This is a genomic window from Sodalis sp. RH21, from assembly GCF_047324175.1.
In the GTDB taxonomy this organism is placed as follows: domain Bacteria; phylum Pseudomonadota; class Gammaproteobacteria; order Enterobacterales; family Enterobacteriaceae; genus Acerihabitans.
The window spans coordinates 1,932,748-1,949,825 of record NZ_CP178732.1; the positions used below are offsets into that span (position 1 = coordinate 1,932,748).

16 protein-coding genes are annotated in these 17,078 nt (G+C 59.1%); 9 read left to right on the forward strand and 7 right to left on the reverse strand.

The genetic code is table 11. The features are described 5' to 3' along the window. Positions 1-65: 65 nt before the first annotated feature. The 4 genes from ACL2XP_RS08815 to ACL2XP_RS08830 all read right to left on the reverse strand — a co-directional run bounded on the left by ACL2XP_RS08815 (position 66) and on the right by ACL2XP_RS08830 (position 5,006). On the reverse strand, positions 66-1,643 hold the full coding sequence (locus ACL2XP_RS08815; RefSeq protein ID WP_413738367.1) for an aldehyde dehydrogenase (NADP(+)): 1,578 nt from the start codon (positions 1,641-1,643) through the stop codon (positions 66-68). 137 nt (positions 1,644-1,780) lie between these two features. Next, a complete protein-coding gene (locus ACL2XP_RS08820) occupies positions 1,781-3,253 on the reverse strand; it encodes an aldehyde dehydrogenase (protein ID WP_413738368.1) in 1,473 nt (490 codons plus the stop codon). 20 nt (positions 3,254-3,273) lie between these two features. Then, the gene (locus tag ACL2XP_RS08825) at positions 3,274-4,065 is read right to left on the reverse strand and encodes an amino acid ABC transporter ATP-binding protein (protein WP_413738369.1); all 792 of its coding nucleotides are present in this window, start codon (positions 4,063-4,065) and stop codon (positions 3,274-3,276) included. Between the two features lie 2 nt (positions 4,066-4,067). Further along, positions 4,068-5,006, reverse strand: coding sequence for an amino acid ABC transporter permease (locus ACL2XP_RS08830; RefSeq protein WP_413738370.1), 939 nt, complete (start codon positions 5,004-5,006; stop codon positions 4,068-4,070). A 141-nt stretch (positions 5,007-5,147) separates the two neighbouring features. Here ACL2XP_RS08830 and ACL2XP_RS08835 point away from each other — a divergent pair, with 141 nt between their 5' ends. From ACL2XP_RS08835 to ACL2XP_RS08855, 5 genes are all read left to right on the forward strand, one after another. Further along, a complete protein-coding gene (locus tag ACL2XP_RS08835) occupies positions 5,148-6,368 on the forward strand; it encodes a D-arabinono-1,4-lactone oxidase (protein WP_413738372.1) in 1,221 nt (406 codons plus the stop codon). 84 nt (positions 6,369-6,452) lie between these two features. After that, positions 6,453-7,568: a mandelate racemase/muconate lactonizing enzyme family protein gene (locus ACL2XP_RS08840; protein WP_413738373.1), complete on the forward strand. Its 1,116-nt coding sequence runs from the start codon at positions 6,453-6,455 to the stop codon at positions 7,566-7,568. Next, a complete protein-coding gene (locus tag ACL2XP_RS08845; RefSeq protein WP_413738374.1) occupies positions 7,558-8,619 on the forward strand; it encodes a proline racemase family protein in 1,062 nt (353 codons plus the stop codon). Before ACL2XP_RS08840 ends, ACL2XP_RS08845 begins: the two co-directional genes overlap by 11 nt. Before the next feature lie 24 nt (positions 8,620-8,643). Continuing rightward, a complete protein-coding gene (locus ACL2XP_RS08850; RefSeq protein ID WP_413738375.1) occupies positions 8,644-9,552 on the forward strand; it encodes a dihydrodipicolinate synthase family protein in 909 nt (302 codons plus the stop codon). A 60-nt stretch (positions 9,553-9,612) separates the two neighbouring features. Continuing rightward, complete coding sequence (locus tag ACL2XP_RS08855) at positions 9,613-10,593, forward strand: dihydrodipicolinate synthase family protein (RefSeq protein ID WP_413738376.1); 981 nt, start codon at positions 9,613-9,615, stop codon at positions 10,591-10,593. A 136-nt stretch (positions 10,594-10,729) separates the two neighbouring features. Here ACL2XP_RS08855 and ACL2XP_RS08860 read toward each other — a convergent pair whose 3' ends face one another. Both ACL2XP_RS08860 and ACL2XP_RS08865 read right to left on the reverse strand, forming a co-directional pair. Next, positions 10,730-11,122, reverse strand: coding sequence for a Gfo/Idh/MocA family protein (locus ACL2XP_RS08860; protein WP_413738377.1), 393 nt, complete (start codon positions 11,120-11,122; stop codon positions 10,730-10,732). After that, positions 11,119-12,555 (reverse strand): NAD(P)/FAD-dependent oxidoreductase, encoded by a 1,437-nt coding sequence (locus ACL2XP_RS08865; RefSeq protein WP_413738378.1) that lies wholly within the window; start codon positions 12,553-12,555, stop codon positions 11,119-11,121. The genes ACL2XP_RS08860 and ACL2XP_RS08865 overlap by 4 nt, the downstream gene beginning before the upstream one ends. Before the next feature lie 207 nt (positions 12,556-12,762). On the opposite strand from ACL2XP_RS08865, the gene ACL2XP_RS08870 reads away from it, so the two are divergent. Further along, entirely contained in the window at positions 12,763-13,647 is an 885-nt protein-coding gene (locus ACL2XP_RS08870; RefSeq protein WP_413738379.1) for a transporter substrate-binding domain-containing protein, read from the forward strand. A gap of 213 nt (positions 13,648-13,860) precedes the next feature. Beyond that, entirely contained in the window at positions 13,861-14,517 is a 657-nt protein-coding gene (locus ACL2XP_RS08875) for a GntR family transcriptional regulator (protein WP_413738380.1), read from the forward strand. A 22-nt stretch (positions 14,518-14,539) separates the two neighbouring features. Here the strand turns inward: ACL2XP_RS08875 and ACL2XP_RS08880 are convergent, their stop codons facing one another. Further along, entirely contained in the window at positions 14,540-14,965 is a 426-nt protein-coding gene (locus tag ACL2XP_RS08880) for a MarR family winged helix-turn-helix transcriptional regulator (protein ID WP_413738382.1), read from the reverse strand. A gap of 346 nt (positions 14,966-15,311) precedes the next feature. Between ACL2XP_RS08880 and ACL2XP_RS08885 the strand changes: the two genes are divergently transcribed. Then, on the forward strand, positions 15,312-16,739 hold the full coding sequence (locus ACL2XP_RS08885) for a non-oxidative hydroxyarylic acid decarboxylases subunit C (RefSeq protein ID WP_413738384.1): 1,428 nt from the start codon (positions 15,312-15,314) through the stop codon (positions 16,737-16,739). 25 nt (positions 16,740-16,764) lie between these two features. Further along, the gene (locus tag ACL2XP_RS08890; RefSeq protein WP_413739118.1) at positions 16,765-16,995 is read left to right on the forward strand and encodes a non-oxidative hydroxyarylic acid decarboxylases subunit D; all 231 of its coding nucleotides are present in this window, start codon (positions 16,765-16,767) and stop codon (positions 16,993-16,995) included. The last annotated feature ends 83 nt before the right edge of the window (positions 16,996-17,078 follow it).

A 17,078-nucleotide genomic window follows, 5' to 3' on the forward strand; every position in this document is an offset into this window, starting at 1 on the left:
CCGGGGCGCTGAACGAGCGCGTCTTGATCCGTCTAGCCCTTCCTTAGGTAGCGCCCCGATTCCGTTCAGATTTTTTCGCGCGTGCAAACGCTGTTGACCAGGCGCGGTATATTCAGCGGATTGCCATCTTTTAGCGCTGCGGGAAGTAACTCCTGCGGATAATCCTGATAGCAGACCGGGCGCAAAAAACGGTCGATCGCCAGCGTGCCCACCGACGTGCCGCGGGCGTCGGTGGTCGCCGGCCAAGGACCGCCGTGCACCATGGCGTCACAGACCTCGACGCCGGTGGGATAACCGTTTAACAGCAGGCGGCCGGCTTTGCGTTCCAATAAAGGAACCAGATGGGCGAAACGTTGCCAATCTTCCGTTTCTGCTACCAGCGTCGCGGTCAGTTGCCCTCGGAGTCCCGCCAGGGCCTGCGCCAGCTCGGCTTGATCCGCCACGGCAATGGCGATGGTTACCGGCCCGAAAACCTCCTCTTGCAACAGCGGATCGCCTGAGGCCAATAAGCCGGATTGCGCCTGGAACAGCTGGGGAACCGCCTGCATACCTTGCTGCGGTTCGCCAGCGAGATGGGAGACTCCCGCATGTTGATGCAATTGCGCCAGCCCGTGTTCATAGCTGGCGAGCACGCCGCGGTTGAGCATGGTTTGCGGCGGACTGCGCCGGATATTTTGCCGCATCATCTGTAAAAAAGCGCTGAAGTCGGGCGAGTCAATGCCGATTATCATCCCCGGATTGGTGCAAAATTGCCCGCAGCCGGCCACCACCGAATCCGTCAGCTCGCGGGCGATTTTCTCGCCGCGCACCGCCAGCGCGCCGGGCAGCAGGATTATCGGATTAATGCTGCTCATTTCGGCAAACACGGGGATAGGATCGGGGCGCGCGGCGGCCATATCATACAATGCGCGGCCGCCTTTCAGCGAACCGGTAAAACCCACCGCCTGAATGGCCGGATGCCGCACCAGGACTTGCCCGATGCCGCCGCCAAAAATCATATTAAACACTCCGGCCGGCATGCCGCTTTGCCGGGCGGCGCGCACGATGGCGTTTGCCACGCAATCGGCGGTGGCCATATGGCCGGTGTGCGCTTTCATTACCACCGGACAGCCCGCCGCCAGGGCAGCGGCGGTATCGCCGCCGGCGGTGGAGAAGGCGAGGGGGAAGTTGCTGGCGCCAAATACCGCCACCGGCCCGATACCGCGTTTTATCTGACGCACATCGGGGCGCGGCAGCGGGGTGCGGTCCGGCAGCGCGGTATCGATGCGGGCGCCGAAGCAATCCCCGCGCCGCAGCACGGAAGCAAATAGCCGCATTTGGCCGCTGGTGCGCGCGCGCTCCCCGCGGATACGGCCTTCGGGCAGCGCCGTTTCCCGCATCGCCAACCGGATAAAGTCATCGCCCAGTGCATCCAGTTCATCGGCGATGGCATCGAGAAACAGGGCGCGAGCCGTCACAGATACGCCGTGATATGCCGGGAAAGCCTGCTCCGCGGCCAGGCAGGCCCGGGCGGCTTCCTGCTCTGTGGCTTGATAAAAAACGTAGGGCAGCGCCTCGCCGGTAGACGCATCATAACTGGTAAGCGTAATGCCGTTTTGCCGGCTGCGTTCACCGTGAATAAAGTTTTCACCCAGAATTTGCATAGCGGAACCTTGATAACGTGCTGAAAAAGAAATCGAGCGCCGGCGGACGGCGCGGGGTTGCCTGCGGATTTATGGCGACCGAAGCCGATTTACGCAAAACATCCGGCGACCGGGCCGCGGATGTTTTGCGTTCGGTTTCAGGTAAGCGATACCCAGATGGTTTTCATTTGGGTGTATTGATCGAACGCTTCGAACCCTTTGTCATAACCGCCGAAACCCGAGGTTTTGTAACCGCCGAACGGCGTGGTGATGTCACCTTCACCGTAACCGTTAACCGCCACGGTGCCGGCCTGGATTTGACGCGCCATGCGCACGGCGACATTGATGTCGTTGGAAAACACCGTGGCCGCGAGGCCATAAGCGGAGTCATTGGCTATTTCCACCGCTTGCTCCTCGCTGTCGAAAGTGACGATCGCCACCACCGGGCCGAAGATTTCGTCGCGGGCCAAGGCCATCTCCGGCGTGACGCCATCGATAATCGTGGCTTCGACAAACCAGCCGCCGCTCTCCTGCCGGACCTGGTTGCCGCCGTGCAGCACGGTGGCGCCTTGCTGTTTGGCCTGCGCGATGGCGCCCAATACCCGCGTCAAGGCATCAGGCTCAATCAGCGGCCCCAGCTTGGTGGCGCGGTCGGTGGGTTCGCCGGTTTTCCATACCTGCGCGGCCCGGATAAAGGCTTGTATAAAGGGTTGTTTAATGGCGGAGTGCACCAGGATACGTGAACCGCAGGTGCAGTTTTGCCCCATATTCCAGAATGCCGCGTTCGCCAGGTTTTCCGCGATGGCATCCAGGTTCTCCGCCATATCCGCCATGACGATCTGCGGGCTTTTACCGCCGCATTCCAGCACCACTTTTTTCAGGTTGCTGTCGGCGGAGTAGCGCAGGAACTGACGGCCGATTTCCGTTGAGCCGGTAAAGGTCAACGCATCGACATCGTTATGCAATCCCAATGCTTTACCGGCAATATGGCCTAAACCGGGCACCACGTTGAACACGCCGGCGGGAATACCCGCTTCCCGGGCCAGGCCGGCGATACGTAACGTCGACAGCGAGGCCAGTTCCGCCGGTTTAATCACCAGCGAGTTGCCCGCCGCCAGCGCCGGCGAGATTTTCCATGACAGGGTAGCGGCCGGGAAATTCCACGGCAGCACCATGCCGACCACCCCTACCGGTTCACGGACGATCAGGCCTAGATTACCCGCGCCGGTGGGAGAAATTTTGCCAAAAACCTTATCAATGGCTTCGGCATACCAGCGGACGTTGTTGACCACATCGGGCAGGTCGAAATTTTCGCAATCCGCCAGCGGTTTGCCGGCGTCCAGCGAGTCCAGCAGGGCCAACTCGGCGGCGTGTCGTTCGATGAGGTTGGCGAATGCATGCAAGATGCGCTTACGCTCGCGCGGCTCCATGCGGCTCCATTCACCGCGCTCAAAAGCGGCGCGGGCGGCGGCTACCGCCTTATCGACATCGGCGGCGGAGCAGGCGGCAATCTGATTGAGCAGTTTACCGGTCGCGGGATTGAAATTATCGAAAACCCGCTGGTTTTCCGCGTCGACATATTCGCCGTTGATAAACGCGCGGGTCCGTACGGTGTCAGGTAAAGCAATCATATGCACTCCAGGAAGAGAAGTTATAGTACTTTGCCAAGAAAGGCTTTGGCGCGTTCGTTTTTGGTATGGCTGAAAAATTCCGTCGGGTTGCCTTGCTCCACCACCACGCCGTTGTCCATGAAGACCACCTGGTCGGACACTTCGCGGGCGAAGCCTAACTCATGGGTCACGACGATCATGGTCATGCCTTCGTCAGCCAGTTCGCGCATTACGCTTAGCACTTCGCCCACCAGTTCGGGATCGAGGGCGCTGGTCGGCTCGTCAAACAGCATCAGTTTGGGTTTCATCGCCAGCGCGCGGGCAATGGCGACGCGCTGCTGCTGGCCGCCGGAAAGCGTACGGGGATAGGCATTGGCCTTGCCGGTCAGGCCCACCTTGGACAGCATCACCATCGCCTGCTCGATGGCGTGCGACTTGCGCACTTTTTTGACGTGCATCGGCGCTTCAATGATGTTTTCCATGACCGTCATATGCGGGAACAAATTGAAGCTCTGGAACACCATGCCGATATCGGCACGTTGCCGCGCCACTTCGGATTTCTTCATCTCGTAAAGCTTGCCGTTGTGTTCGCGATAGCCGACCGTCTCGCCGCCTACCTGCAAGAGCCCTTTTTCAATACGCTCAAGGTGATTCATACAGCGTAAAAAAGTGCTTTTACCCGATCCGGAAGGCCCCAGGATGCAGCATACGTTGCCGTACTCGACGGTCAGGTCAATGCCCTTGAGTACCGGCAGGTGGCCAAATGATTTCTCGACGCCGCGCGCCACCACCGCAAAATGATGGCCGTGCGGGGAAGATGGGGAAAGAGGCATAGTCAGGCATTCCTTACGCTGTGATCGTCGATTTTCTCGTCCGCCGGCGCTGGCACGGCATAGGAGTGATGATCGCTTTTGGAAAAATGCTTCTCGGTGTAGTGCTGCAGCACGCAAAGCACCGAGGTGAGAACCAGATACCATAGCGAGGCCACAATCAGCAGCGGGATGGTCTGGAAGTTCGCGGTATAGATTAGCTGCGCGGAGTAGAGCAGCTCCTGCAGGGCGATAACGCTGACCAGGGAGGTGGTCTTGAGCATGCCGATTAACTGGTTGCCGGTCGGCGGAATGATGATGCGCATCGCCTGCGGCAGGATGATTTTCACCATCACGCGAAAGCTCGACATGCCCAGCGCTTCCGCCGCTTCCCGCTGTCCGCCAGGCACTGAATTCAAGCCTGCCCGCACAATTTCGGACATATAGGCCCCTTCATTGAGACCCAACCCCAGCAGCGCCGCGGCATAGACCGTGATGTACTGATTGGCGTCGAAGGTGCCTAAATTAGGGCCAAACGGGAAACCGATGGTGATCTCGGGGTAAAGCGCGGAAAGGTTGTACCAGAATATCAATTGCACCAGCAGCGGTGTGCCGCGAAACATCCACAAATAGATAAAGGAGATACTGTTGAGCACAGGGTTTTTTGACATGCGCATCAGGGCGAGCAGGGTGCCTAATACCACGCCGATAGTCATGGCGGCGAGAGTCAGCCAGACGGTTGCCATCAGTCCTGAGAGAATCGATGCATCGAAAAGGTATTGCGCGACGACCTGCCACTGATAGCGCGGATTGGTGATTAGCGAAACAATCAACCCCGCCGCCACGATGATCAGCAGCGCGGCCGCGGCCCAGCGCCCATGATATTTCAGGGGCACCACGGGCATGCCTTCATGTTCTCCGATGTCTCTCGCTACCTGCCGATTTAACAATTGTGTCTGTGTCACTTTCGTTCCCCTAAACATACTTGAAACTCGCTATGAATGTATGTGAGACTCTGCGGTAATCGATAACCGGTAGCCGTTTACATAATGTTAGTTTAGTTTTTATCCGTCAAGTTCAATTGCGCAAAAATGGGAGTGATGACGATGTCTCAATTCGAATGGACCAATTGGGGAGGCAACCAAACCTTCACCGCGGAAAAATTTTTCCGGCCGGCAAGCGAGGAAGAGGCGATTGCCGGCATTCGCGAAGCGGTGAGCAAAGGACAATCGGTGCGGGTGGCCGGCAGCGGACACTCTTTTACTCCGATCGTCCATACGGATAGCCTGTTGCTGGATCTCAGCACGCTAAGCGGCATTATTGCCATTGATAACGTTAAGCAACGGGCGCAGGTCGCGGCGGGTTCCACCATCGCCGCCCTTGGCGAACCGCTCTGGTCCGCGGGGCTGTCGATTGAAAACCAGGGCGATATCGACGTGCAATCCATCGCCGGCGCCATCGCCACCGGTACCAAAGGTTCGGGAACCGCTTTTGGCTCGCTTTCATCGCGGGTGATCAGCCTGCGTATCGTCAATGGGCTCGGGGAAGTGGTAGATATCGACGGTGAAACCGCCGATTACCTGCGCGCCGGCCAGGTTTCGCTCGGTTTGCTCGGGCCGGTACTGCGCGTCGGTTTACAGCTGGTCCCTGCCTACCGGCTGAAAGAGGAAAATATAATCCTGCCGATGTCGGAGGTGCTGCGCCAATGGGACTATCTGCTCGGCGCCTACCGGCATTTTTCCTTCTGGTGGATGCCCACCGTCCGTTCCGCCCAGATGTATAAGCTGGGGGAGGTGCCCGCCGGTCACTGTTTCGTCAAACTGCTACGCGAAGTGTCCGCCGACGAGCCCGATATTCCGCGGGGCGGGATTAACCAGCGCACGGACCGGGCGTATCGCATTTACCCCGATGGCACCACCGACGCTGAATTTCACGAACTGGAATACATGGTCGACGCCGCCGATGCGCGGGAGGCGGTCGAGCGTATGCAGCATCTGATGCGCACCGGATTTCCTGATGAAATTTCGCCGCTGCAGGTGCGTTGGCAGAAAGCCGATACCGGCTATCTTTCGCCGCAGAGCGGCCGCAATAGCACCTCCATCTCCGTTTCAGGGGTCATCGGCAGCCATTATTTTCCCTTCCTGCAGGCGGTCGATCGGGCTTTACGTCCGCTATCGGCCCGCCCGCACTGGGGCAAGCTGCATTTTCTCGATCGTCGGCGGGTGAGCGAGCTTTACTCCGAGTACCCGCGCTTTATGCAGATCCGCCGGCAAATGGACCCGCACAATCTTTTTTTGAATCCGCATTTTGCCGCGCTGTTTGTCTGACGCCGCTGATTAAAAAAGCGCATTGACAGACCTACCGTTGAATGTAATATATTACACATAACCAACCACTACGGCGAGAGTACAATGAAGATCGCGGCAATTGAAGTTTATGGCTATGAACTGACCTACGCCCATGGCGAATACGTGATGTCCCAAGGCCGCGCCGCTCAGCGCCAGGCGTCCACGCTGGTACGTATCGTTACCCATGAGGGACGGGAAGGCTGGGGAGAAAGCTGTACCCTCGGCGGTACCTATCTGCCGGATTTTGCCGAAGGGACGCGCGCGGGTATTCGCGTCATGGCGCCCTCGCTGTTGGGGCTGGAACCGACCAACCTGGCCGTTATCCATCAGCGCATGAACGCCTGCCTGCTGGGGCAAAACAGCGCCAAAAGCGCCATCGACATAGCCTGTTGGGACTTGTTGGGCAAAGCGGCCAACCTGCCGATCGCCACGCTGTTGGGCGGCGTGACCCAGCCGGATTTTCCGCTGTATGAAGCCGTACCGCTGGCGTCCCCTGGCGACATGGCCGCTTTTGTGCGCATGCGCGGGGAAGCGGGCATCAGCCGTTTTCAACTAAAGGTAGGCAACGATCCTTTCGACGATGCCGCGCGGACCCGCAGCGTCGTGGAAGCCTGCCGCGATGATGTGACGATCGTGGCCGACGCCAACGGCGGCTGGAACCTGCAGTCGGCGACGATCGCGGTGCGGGAACTGGCGGGCCTGAATATTTTCGTCGAGCAGCCCTGTCGCGATACCGCCGATTGCGCGCTGGTGCAGCGCATGAGTTCGCTACCGCTGGTGCTGGACGAGTCGGTGGTCAATGCCGCGGAACTGTACCGGGCGAAATACGAGGCCGGCGCGGTCTCGGTCAATATCAAACTGGCGCGGGTCGGCGGCATCACTGGCGCGGTGCGCATGCGCGACCAGGCGCTGGATTTAGGCATGACCGTCTGTATCGAGGATGTCTGGGGCGGCGATGTGACGACCGCCGCGGTAGCGCATGTGGCCGCCAGCACCCGCGCGGATGCGCTGATGCACGCCTCGTTTTTCAACGACTGGACGCTTGAGCATGTCGCCGGTTATGCCCCGCGCTCGGAGCGGGGTCGGGGCAAAGCGCCCGCCGCGCCGGGTCTTGGGATTACCGTTGACGCCCGGTCATTAGGCGCGGCGCTGTTCCGGGTGGAAAACCATGGCCGATAACCACGCCCTGCCGCAAAGCGCCGTTGATTGGCTCAACCGCCAGGACCGGCAGGACATCTTCGCGGTGGATTCGCACACCGGCGGCAATCCGACGCGCATAGTGCTGTCGGGTATTGATTTGCCCGCGCAGGCGGCAACCGTCGACGGCGCGCGGCGGTGGCTGCGCGATCGGGCCGACCACTGGCGCCGCCGTTTAGTGCACGAGCCGCGCGGCGGCGGGCTGACCTGCGCGGTGGTGCCGATCATGTCGCGGGAGGACGGCTGTGATATCGGGGCGGTAATCCTTGAGCCCGGTTCCTACCCGCCGATGTGCGGACACTGCATGATTGGCTTCGCCTCGGTGATAGTCGAGCTTAACCTCCTGCCCAATCTGTGGCGCGACGGCGCCGGCAGCACGTCATTTCGCATCCGCACGCCGGCGGGCCCGGTTGGCGTGACGGCCAGGCGTGACGGCGGGAAATTCACTACCGTTACGCTTACCAATGTTGAATCTTTTGTGGTCGGCAAAGGCGAATGCGGGCTGGAAGGCCGTCTGGTACCGGTCGAACTGCTTTATGGCGGCGACTATTACATTTCGGTGGATGCCGAGAGTATCGGCCTCTCGCTTGAGCGCGGCAACGCCACCGAAATCGTCCGTCTGGCCCGTGCACTGCGCGAAACCTACACCAGGGAAGGCGTCGCCGATCCGCTTACCGGCGCGGCGCTGGACGTCTATCAGGTATTGTTTTACCGCTGCGATCCCGCTCAACCCCTGCGGGCGAAAATCGTGGTGGTGGCGCCGCCGGGCGTCATAGACCGTTCTCCCTGCGGCACCGGCACCAGCGCGCTGTTCGCCAAACTGGTCGCCGAGGGCAAAGTCCAGCCGGAGGACACCGTCACCACGCAGAGCATCATCGGCTCGACGTTTACGGTTACGGCCGCGCAGGTGCGCAGCGCCGGCGGGCGTACCTTTGTTACCCCGGCGCTGACCGGGCGTGCCTATATCAACGGTTTTCTGACTATTGCGGCGGACTCGGAAGACGAGCTCGCCGATGGTTTTCCACCACTCTGACTTTTATCAATGGAGATTCAGCTCATGATCCTTAAGGGAGTTCTTTCCGCCATCGTTACGCCGTTCACCGCGGATGGTGAACATATCGATGAGGCGGCGTTGCGCAAGCTCGTAGATCAAAATATCGCTGACGGCGTCGATGGGTTTGTTCCTGCCGGCGGTACCGGCGAGTTTTCCGTTCTTTCCCATCAGGAGAGATTACGTTTGGTCGCGATTGTGGCCGAGCAGGCGGCAGGGAAGGCTACGGTGCTGGCCCATACCGGGGCGACCTCGTCCCGGGAGGCCATTGCGTTTTCCAGGCACGCCGAAAGCGTGGGCGCCACCGCAATCATGCTGGCGACCCCGTACTATGAGCCCATCGGTTTCGCTGAGGCCTTTGCGTATTACGCCGATGTCGCCGCGGCCACCAGCCTGCCCATTTGCGCTTACAACTTTCCCCCGGCCACCGGGCTGCATCTCGACGTGGATTTCCTGCTAAAGCTCGCCAGGGAGATCCCGCAGGTAAAATACGTCAAGGATTCGTCGGCCAACATCATGCAGATGAGCGCGCTGCTGATGGATCATGCCGATGAAATCACTTTTTTCAACGGCGAAGACGTGCTGATGCTGCCCGCGCTGATACTGAAAGCGCCCGGCATGGTGATGGGTACCGGTAACTTTATGGCGCCGGGACTGGTGAAATTGCAGCGCGCGAGCGAAAGCGGCGACGACCAGGCGGTTGCGGATCTCTGGCGGCAAGTGTATCCGCTGATCCGCCTGCTGGGTTCGGGGCGCTACAACAGCGGCATCAAGGCCGCCTGTGAAATCCTGGGCCTGAGCGTCGGGCCGGTGCGCGCGCCGATCCCGCCTTATTCCGCCGCGCAGAAAGACGCGCTCGGGCAGGCCATTTCCGCCATCGATCCGGCATTGCTGACCGGCGCGGCGCGCCGGTAACCCAACGGCACCGGCAACCCGGTTGCGACGCCCGTTACGAACCTTCATTGGAGAGGTAGTATGAAAGCAGATATATTTTCCGGGGTGATCCCGGCGTTGATGACGCCTTGCACACAGGCCAGGCAGCCCGACTTTGATGCCCTGGTGCGTAAAGCGCAGGAATTGATTGGCGTCGGCATGTCGGCAGTGGTCTATTGTGGTTCGATGGGCGACTGGCCGCTGCTGACGGACACGCAGCGCATGGAAGGGGTGGAACGCCTGACCCGGGCCGGCATTCCGGTCATCGTCGGCACCGGCGCGGTGAATACCGCTTCGGCGGTGGCCCATGCCGCCCACGCGCAGAACGTGGGCGCCAAAGGCCTGATGGTCATTCCACGGGTGTTATCGCGCGGTTCGGTGATCTCGGCGCAAAAAGAACACTTCAAAGCCATTCTTGCCGCCGCGCCCGAGCTGCCCGCTGTCATCTATAATAGCCCTTACTATGGTTTTGCCACCCGCGCCGATCTGTTTTTCGCCTTGCGCGGCGAACATGCCAATCTGGTCGGCTTTAAAGAGTTCGGCGGCATTGACGACATGCGGTACGCCGCGGAAAATATCACCAGCCGCGATGATAACGTCACGCTGATGATTGGCGTCGATACCGCCGTGGTGCATGGCTTCGTCAACTGCGGCGCCACCGGCGCCATCACCGGCATTGGCAACGTGTTGCCCGAAGAAGTACTGCATTTGTGTCATCTTTCGCTGGCCGCGGCGGCGGGCGATAGCGATGCGCGCCAACGGGCGCAGGAACTTGAGCAGGCGCTGGCGATCCTGTCGTCATTCGATGCCGGTCCGGATCTGGTGTTGTTTTTCAAATATATGATGGTGCTGAAGGGGAATAAAGAGTACGCGCTGCACTTCAACCAGACCGATGCGCTTACCGACAGCCAGCGCGGCTACGTGGAAGCGCAGTTCCGTTTGTTCAATCAATGGTACGCCGAATGGAGCCAACTGCCGGGAGCGGTACAACGCTATAAAAACGGCATGGAGCGAGCCGCGTAGGGATGGTGCCGGAGGGTATATTCCAGCGTGGTTGACAGTTAAAACCACGCTTTTTTTGCGCGCTGCGGGACCATTCACTACGTCATGGGGCAGGATATAGGGGGAAAACGCGCGCCTGGAGCCGGCGCGCGAGACGTTATATCTTTTGCGGCAGGCGCGTGGCGGCCGAGCGGTAAATGGCATCCACCACATTGACCGTCGCCAGCGCCCGCACGAATGAAATCTCCAGCGGTTTTTCAATAATGACATGCTTGCCGGCCCGCGCCGCGGCGCCCGCATAATCGAGATGCAGGCCATTGGGCGTGGTGATAATAACCGCATCCAGCGCGGGCTGGGACAGAAAGGCGTCGAGGCGGTGATAGAACCGCGGGATTGAAAAAGCGGCCGCAAAGGCCGCCCCTTTATCCACGTTCCGGGAGAAAACGGCGCTGACGACCGCGCCCTCGACCCGCGCCAACTCCCGGGCGTGGGTTTCCGCCGCCGCGCCCGCGCCAATAATACCTATGCGAAGCGGGAACGCGGTCTTCATACATTTTCCTTCACCTGGCCGGCGGCGGCGACACGGTCCCGCTCGACGATTTTCAACTGCGCCCTTTTTTGCGCTTGGCTCATCAGATGCACGCGGGCGCGCCGCGCCGCTTCGTGGCCGGAGCCGGTGGCGATCTCCATATTGCCGATCTCGGCAAAGTAGTCGCCCGCAAAGTGGATATTGACGTCGTTGCGCTCGCAGTAGGCGAGCATCGGGTCAAAATTAAAACTGGCCGGGCGATAGGTATTGCCGGGCACCCAGCGCTGCACGATGGTTTCCTTCACATGCCCTTGCAACTGCGGGAACATTTTGTAGATATCGGCGAGATAACGATCGCGAATTTCATCGTCGGTCAACTTGAGCATTTCGCGCGCCGGGGTGCCGCCGGAATAAACCATCAGGCTGCCGCCCGGTTTGCGCGGGCCGGTTCTCAGCGGGTTGGCATGATTGAAAAACATGTCAAACGAGGCATCCGGCGTGGTGATGGCATAGATATCGTCATAGGGCATGGGGCCCGGCTCGTCGGTAATGATCCCCATGGTGGGGAACGGGCCGTACTGGACGCTTTGCAGGGTATGGCGGACATCGTCGGGGATATCGCGGACAATATCCGATGCCTGGTAAGCTGGTATCGCCACCACGACTTCCGCGGCGGTTACAGTATGTTCGCGCCCGTCGGTGTCATAGACCACGGTGACCAGGTCGCCGGTTTTACTTACCGATTTCACGGTAGTGTGATAGCGCACGCGATCGCCCAGCAGCTCCATCATCACCTCGCCAAAACGGCCCGATCCCCCGTCAAGGTTAAGCGCCATGGAGTCGCCTTTACCGGCCCACACGGCGCCAAAAAGCGAGACGCCGACCCCCGCATGCTGGTCTTCCATTTCAGCCGCCGCCCGACGCGCCGCCGAACGAAATAGCGCTTCAAGACGCTTGGGCAGCGGCCCCATAAATTCGTGAAAGGATTTATCCGACAGATAGCTGGCGACCCGCGCCCGGCGGCGCTGGTTACTTTCGCCATACACCGGCGCCATCGCTTTTTGCCAGCCTTTCACGGCCTTTAGAATACGCATGCCTTTGGTCGCCATGGCAAAACGCTCACGCAGGGTCATCGACATGGTCAGCGGCAGGGCGGAAACCATTTTGGGCTTATATACTTTACCACCCCAATAGATCGCGAATTTATTGCCGGGGATCTTGATGATATCCAGACCTATGGAATGCAGGATGTTGCGCATGTGAGATCCCGGCGGTGGAAACAGGTGGCCGCCCAGATTCAGCCAATAGTCTCCCCGTGATATCGAGTAGAGACGTCCGCCAAGACGATGCGATTTTTCCAGGACCAGAATGTTCTTGTCCCTGAGTTCCCAGGCCGCCGACAAACCCGATGGGCCGCCACCAATAACCACGACATCAAATTCCGGTTTAACCATTTTTTGTTTCACCTCAATTGCTTATGCGTTTAATTGTCTTGCCCGACAGGGGGATGCCTTGGGGACCCCGGACCGGGCGGCGGGATTAACATCGCGCTTGCAGTCGCTAAGTGTAACGGGTAATATATTACATGTTACATCCTATTGTCAATGTTCGGCTGTTGTTCGCGTACGCTTCGCGCCCTCAATTCATCCCGGGAGAGTTATATGAAATTCAATCGTTCCAAAGAGTTGTGTTTGATCGCCGCGCTGGCGGCTGGCGCGCTTCCCGCTGCATCCGCCTGGTCGCAGGAGGCGATCGCCAAGGCCGATGACGTGGCCGCGCTGCTGCCCCAGTCGATAAAAGACTCCGGTGCGTTGCGCATCGCCGTGCCGGACACCGGTAAACCGTTGGCTTATAAAGAAGGCGGCGAGCTTAAGGGGATGGATGTGGATCTTGCGCAATCGGTTGCTGCGGTGCTGGGGCTGAAGGCCGATATCAGCCTGATTCCTTTTGCCACCGCGCTGACGGGCTTGCAGTCGAATAAATTCGATATTTCCTACGGCGAGTTCTATGTCACGACGGAACGATTGAAAATCGCCGATTTCGTCACTAACTGGCAGGACTACAGCACTTTCCTGGTGAAAAAAAACCAACCTTTCCAGGCCAAAACGCTGGCGGATATTTGCGGCCATAAAGTGGGCGCCATGGCCGGATCGGCGGAACTGGCCACCCTAAAATCCGCATCGTCGAAATGTACCGATAAGGCGCCGGCGATTAGCGCATTTCCATCAATCAATAACGCCGTGCTGGCGCTCAACAGTGGCCGGGTGGATGGCGTACTAATCAACCGCGGCGGGGCGCAGGAATCGATACGCGTTGATGCGGGACTTAACGCCTCCGGTGAAATAGGCGGGGGGCCGACCGCGACCGCTGTGGCGCGCAACGCTAATTCAGGTCAATTGCTGCAGGCGTTAAAAGGCGCCTACGATCGGTTGATCCAGAATGGCGAATACGCCAAGATCCTCGACAAGAACGATACCGCGTTTGGCGCCGTAAAAAGCGCTGAAATCTACCGGGAGGGCTCGACGCCGCCTAAATACAGTTTCTGATGTGGCTCCCACGGATGGGAGGCTTTTCGTTTCGGCAGTCAACTATTACTTATGGTAATAAGGAAACGTTATGATAGCCGCCGTTTAATAGGCCTGCTCAACAGGGATGCACCCGCTGGGTCATAAGAAAACGGAATCTGTATTGAGATGAATCTTCATTCGGGCTAAAATGTAGCATGTTATCGACTACTGAGATGTCAGTCTGAGGGTTATATGGAACAGGAACATCCTATACTGCGGCAAGCCAATCTTCGCGATCAGGCGCTGTCTATTCTTAAATTACGGCTGGTCTCCGGCGATCTGGCGCCGGGCCAAATTTATTCCGCCTCGGCGTTGGCCGAAGAATTGGGCGTTTCCAATAGCCCGGTGCGCGAGGCCATGCTGACTCTGGTTAACCAGGGGTTAATGGAAACGGTGCGTAATCGCGGTTTTCGCGTGGTGCATTTCAGCGAAAAAGAGCGTCATAACGTCTATGAGCTCCGGCTACTGCTCGAAGTGCCGTCGATGGCCAAACTCGCCACGCTCAGGCCGCGGGTGGAAGCGCGCCGGCAGGAGTTTTCCCAAATCGCCTCCGACATGGTGGCCTATGCCAAGGAAGGGAACATCGCGGGTTATCTGGAAATGGATCGCCAGTTCCATCTCGGCCTGCTGTCGCTGCTCGAAAATGAGCCTTTGGTGACAATTGTGGAAAACCTGCGCGATCAGTCCCGGCAGTATGGTCTTAAAGCACTTCGCGAAAGCGGCGGGCTGGTGAAATCCGCTGAAGAGCATCAACCTATCCTTGATGCAATGTTATCAGGGGATACGGAAATGACCACTCGTCTGATGACTAATCATCTGAGTCATTTAATGAGCGACTGGGCGGGTTGATTTTACGCGCCGCCGGTCCGCCCTAGGTATCCTTGGCGTGGATGCCGCGTCTCATCTTGGCCAGAATTTGCACCAGAGCCTCGCGTTCATCGGCGGACAACGTCTGCAATAAGCTGTCCGAGACCTGTTCGGCCACGGGCCGGGCAAGATTCAGCATATCGCGGCCCTGCCTGGTGAGCCGGATAAGACGCCGGCGGCTATCGGTGGCATCCGGCCGCCGGACAATCAGCTGCCGGGTTTCCATGCGCCCCAGCATTTCCGCCAGGGTCGCCTTGGTGGTGGCGCTAGCCTGCCCGAGCGTGGCCTGGTCGAGTCCTTCAGGCGAGGTGGCGAGCGCTTCCAGAACCGCATATTGCGGTTTGGTAAGTTCGGGCATCAGCAAGGTCCAGCGGGCGGTATGCTCCTGCAGGACGACGCGCATGAGGTGAAATAAGGTCTTGTCAAACATCCGCTTTATATCCTGTCCGGTAGTTCCCGGTTCACGCCCGTTCGGCGGGGCGGGTATTATCTCCGCTACGTTTGGCGGGCACAAGCAAATCCCGCCAGCGATGCATGCCGGGCTTGACGTTCGTATGCGAACTAAATAGAATTTCCCACGAAGCCTGGGTTTAAGATCGTTCGTCCGAACACATAGTTCGTATACGAACTATGTGTTTTTACCTTGCTTCGTTTATGCGACTTATCCTCGTTATATCGCGAGCCGCTGACGTTGGGGAAGGGCTGACCGGCGCTGGATAAAACGGCCAGGGTAGATGAGTCGACCAGCCTTTTTCACAGGGAACACGGGATCTAACATGATATTCGACGATTTGCGCCAGTTTCTGCAGGCGCTGGATGAAAATGGCCAACTGCTGCATGTGAAAGACTCCGTCCAGGCCGAGCCGGATCTGGCGGCGGCGGCCAACGCGGCCGGCCGGATTGGGGATAAGGCGCCGGCGCTGTATTTCGATAATATCGCGGGTTTTACCGACGCCAAGGTTGCGCTTAATACCCTGGGTTCGTGGCCTAACCACGCTATCGCCTTGGGCATGGCTCCCGGCACTTCCACCAAGGATCAGGTTGCGGAATTCATCCGGCGCTGGGACGAATTCCCCGTACCGGTGGAGCATCGCGCAAATCCGCCCTGGCGGGAAAACAGCGTCGAAGGCGACGATATCAATCTTTTTGAAATACTGCCGCTGTTTCGCCTTAACGATGGCGACGGGGGTTTCTATCTGGACAAGGCCGCGGTGGTCTCGCGCGACCCGCAGGACCCCGATAATTTCGGCAAGCAGAATGTCGGCATCTACCGTATGCAGGTCAAGGGCAAACGCCGTCTCGCCATCCAGCCCGTGCCGGTGCACGATATCGCCATCCACCTCAAGGCGGCGGAGGAACGGGGCGAGGACCTGCCTATCGCCATCACCCTCGGCAACGATCCGATTATCACGCTTATGGCGTCGACGCCCCTGCGCTATGACCAGTCGGAATACGAAATGGCGGGCGCGCTGCGGCAGGCGCCTTATCCGATCGCCACGGCCCCGCTGACCGGATTTGACGTCCCATGGGGATCGGAGGTGGTTATCGAAGGCGCGATCGAAAGCCGCAAGCGCGAACTGGAAGGCCCGTTCGGCGAGTTCACGGGCAATTATTCCGGCGGGCACCGGATGCCGGTAATAAGGATCGACCGGGTTTCTTATAGAACGCAGCCGATCTTCGAGTCCCTTTATCTTGGCATGCCCTGGACGGAGGTGGACTATCTCATCGGTCCGGCAACCTGTGTCCCGCTATACAAGCAGCTCAAGGCCGATTTTCCCGAGGTGCAAGCCGTTAATGCCATGTATACCCATGGCCTGCTGGCGATTATTTCCACCAAGAAACGTTATGGCGGATTCGCGAAAGCGGTAGGACTGCGCGCCATGACGACGCCCCATGGATTGGGTTACGTAAAAATGGCGATTATCGTGGATGAGGACGTCGATCCGTTCAATTTGCCCCAGGTCATGTGGGCTTTGTCCACCAAGGTGAACCCCGCGGGCGATCTGGTACAACTGCCCAATATGTCGGTGGTCGCGCTGGACCCCGGATCGTCGCCCGCAGGCGTGACCGACAAGCTGGTCATTGATGCGACGACCCCCGTCGTTCCGGACACGCGCGGCAATTACGGTCTGCCGGTGCGCGATCTTCCCGAAACGGGCCGCTGGATCGACCGGCTGAACACGCTGATCGCCAACAACCGATGATCTGATAAATGAAAAGGAACATATGATGATTTGTCCTCGCTGCCAGCATCCAGAGACGGACGTTTTGTTTGAAAGCCCGGTCCAGGGCGTATTCACCGTATTTCAATGCGGGCAATGCCTGTACGCCTGGCGTTCGACCGAGCCGCCGCGCCGTTCCGATCCGCGGGTTTATCCGCAAGCGTTCCGCCTGGACCCCGGGAGTATTGAACACGCCGAGGAAATACCGCCCGTTCCGGTCCTGCGGAAAGTTATCTGAGAGTGATACACCCCTTATCCGCTGCGCCATAGACCGGCGGCATCCAGCGATGCGGCAAAAATGCGGTGGGTTTTATAAAAGCC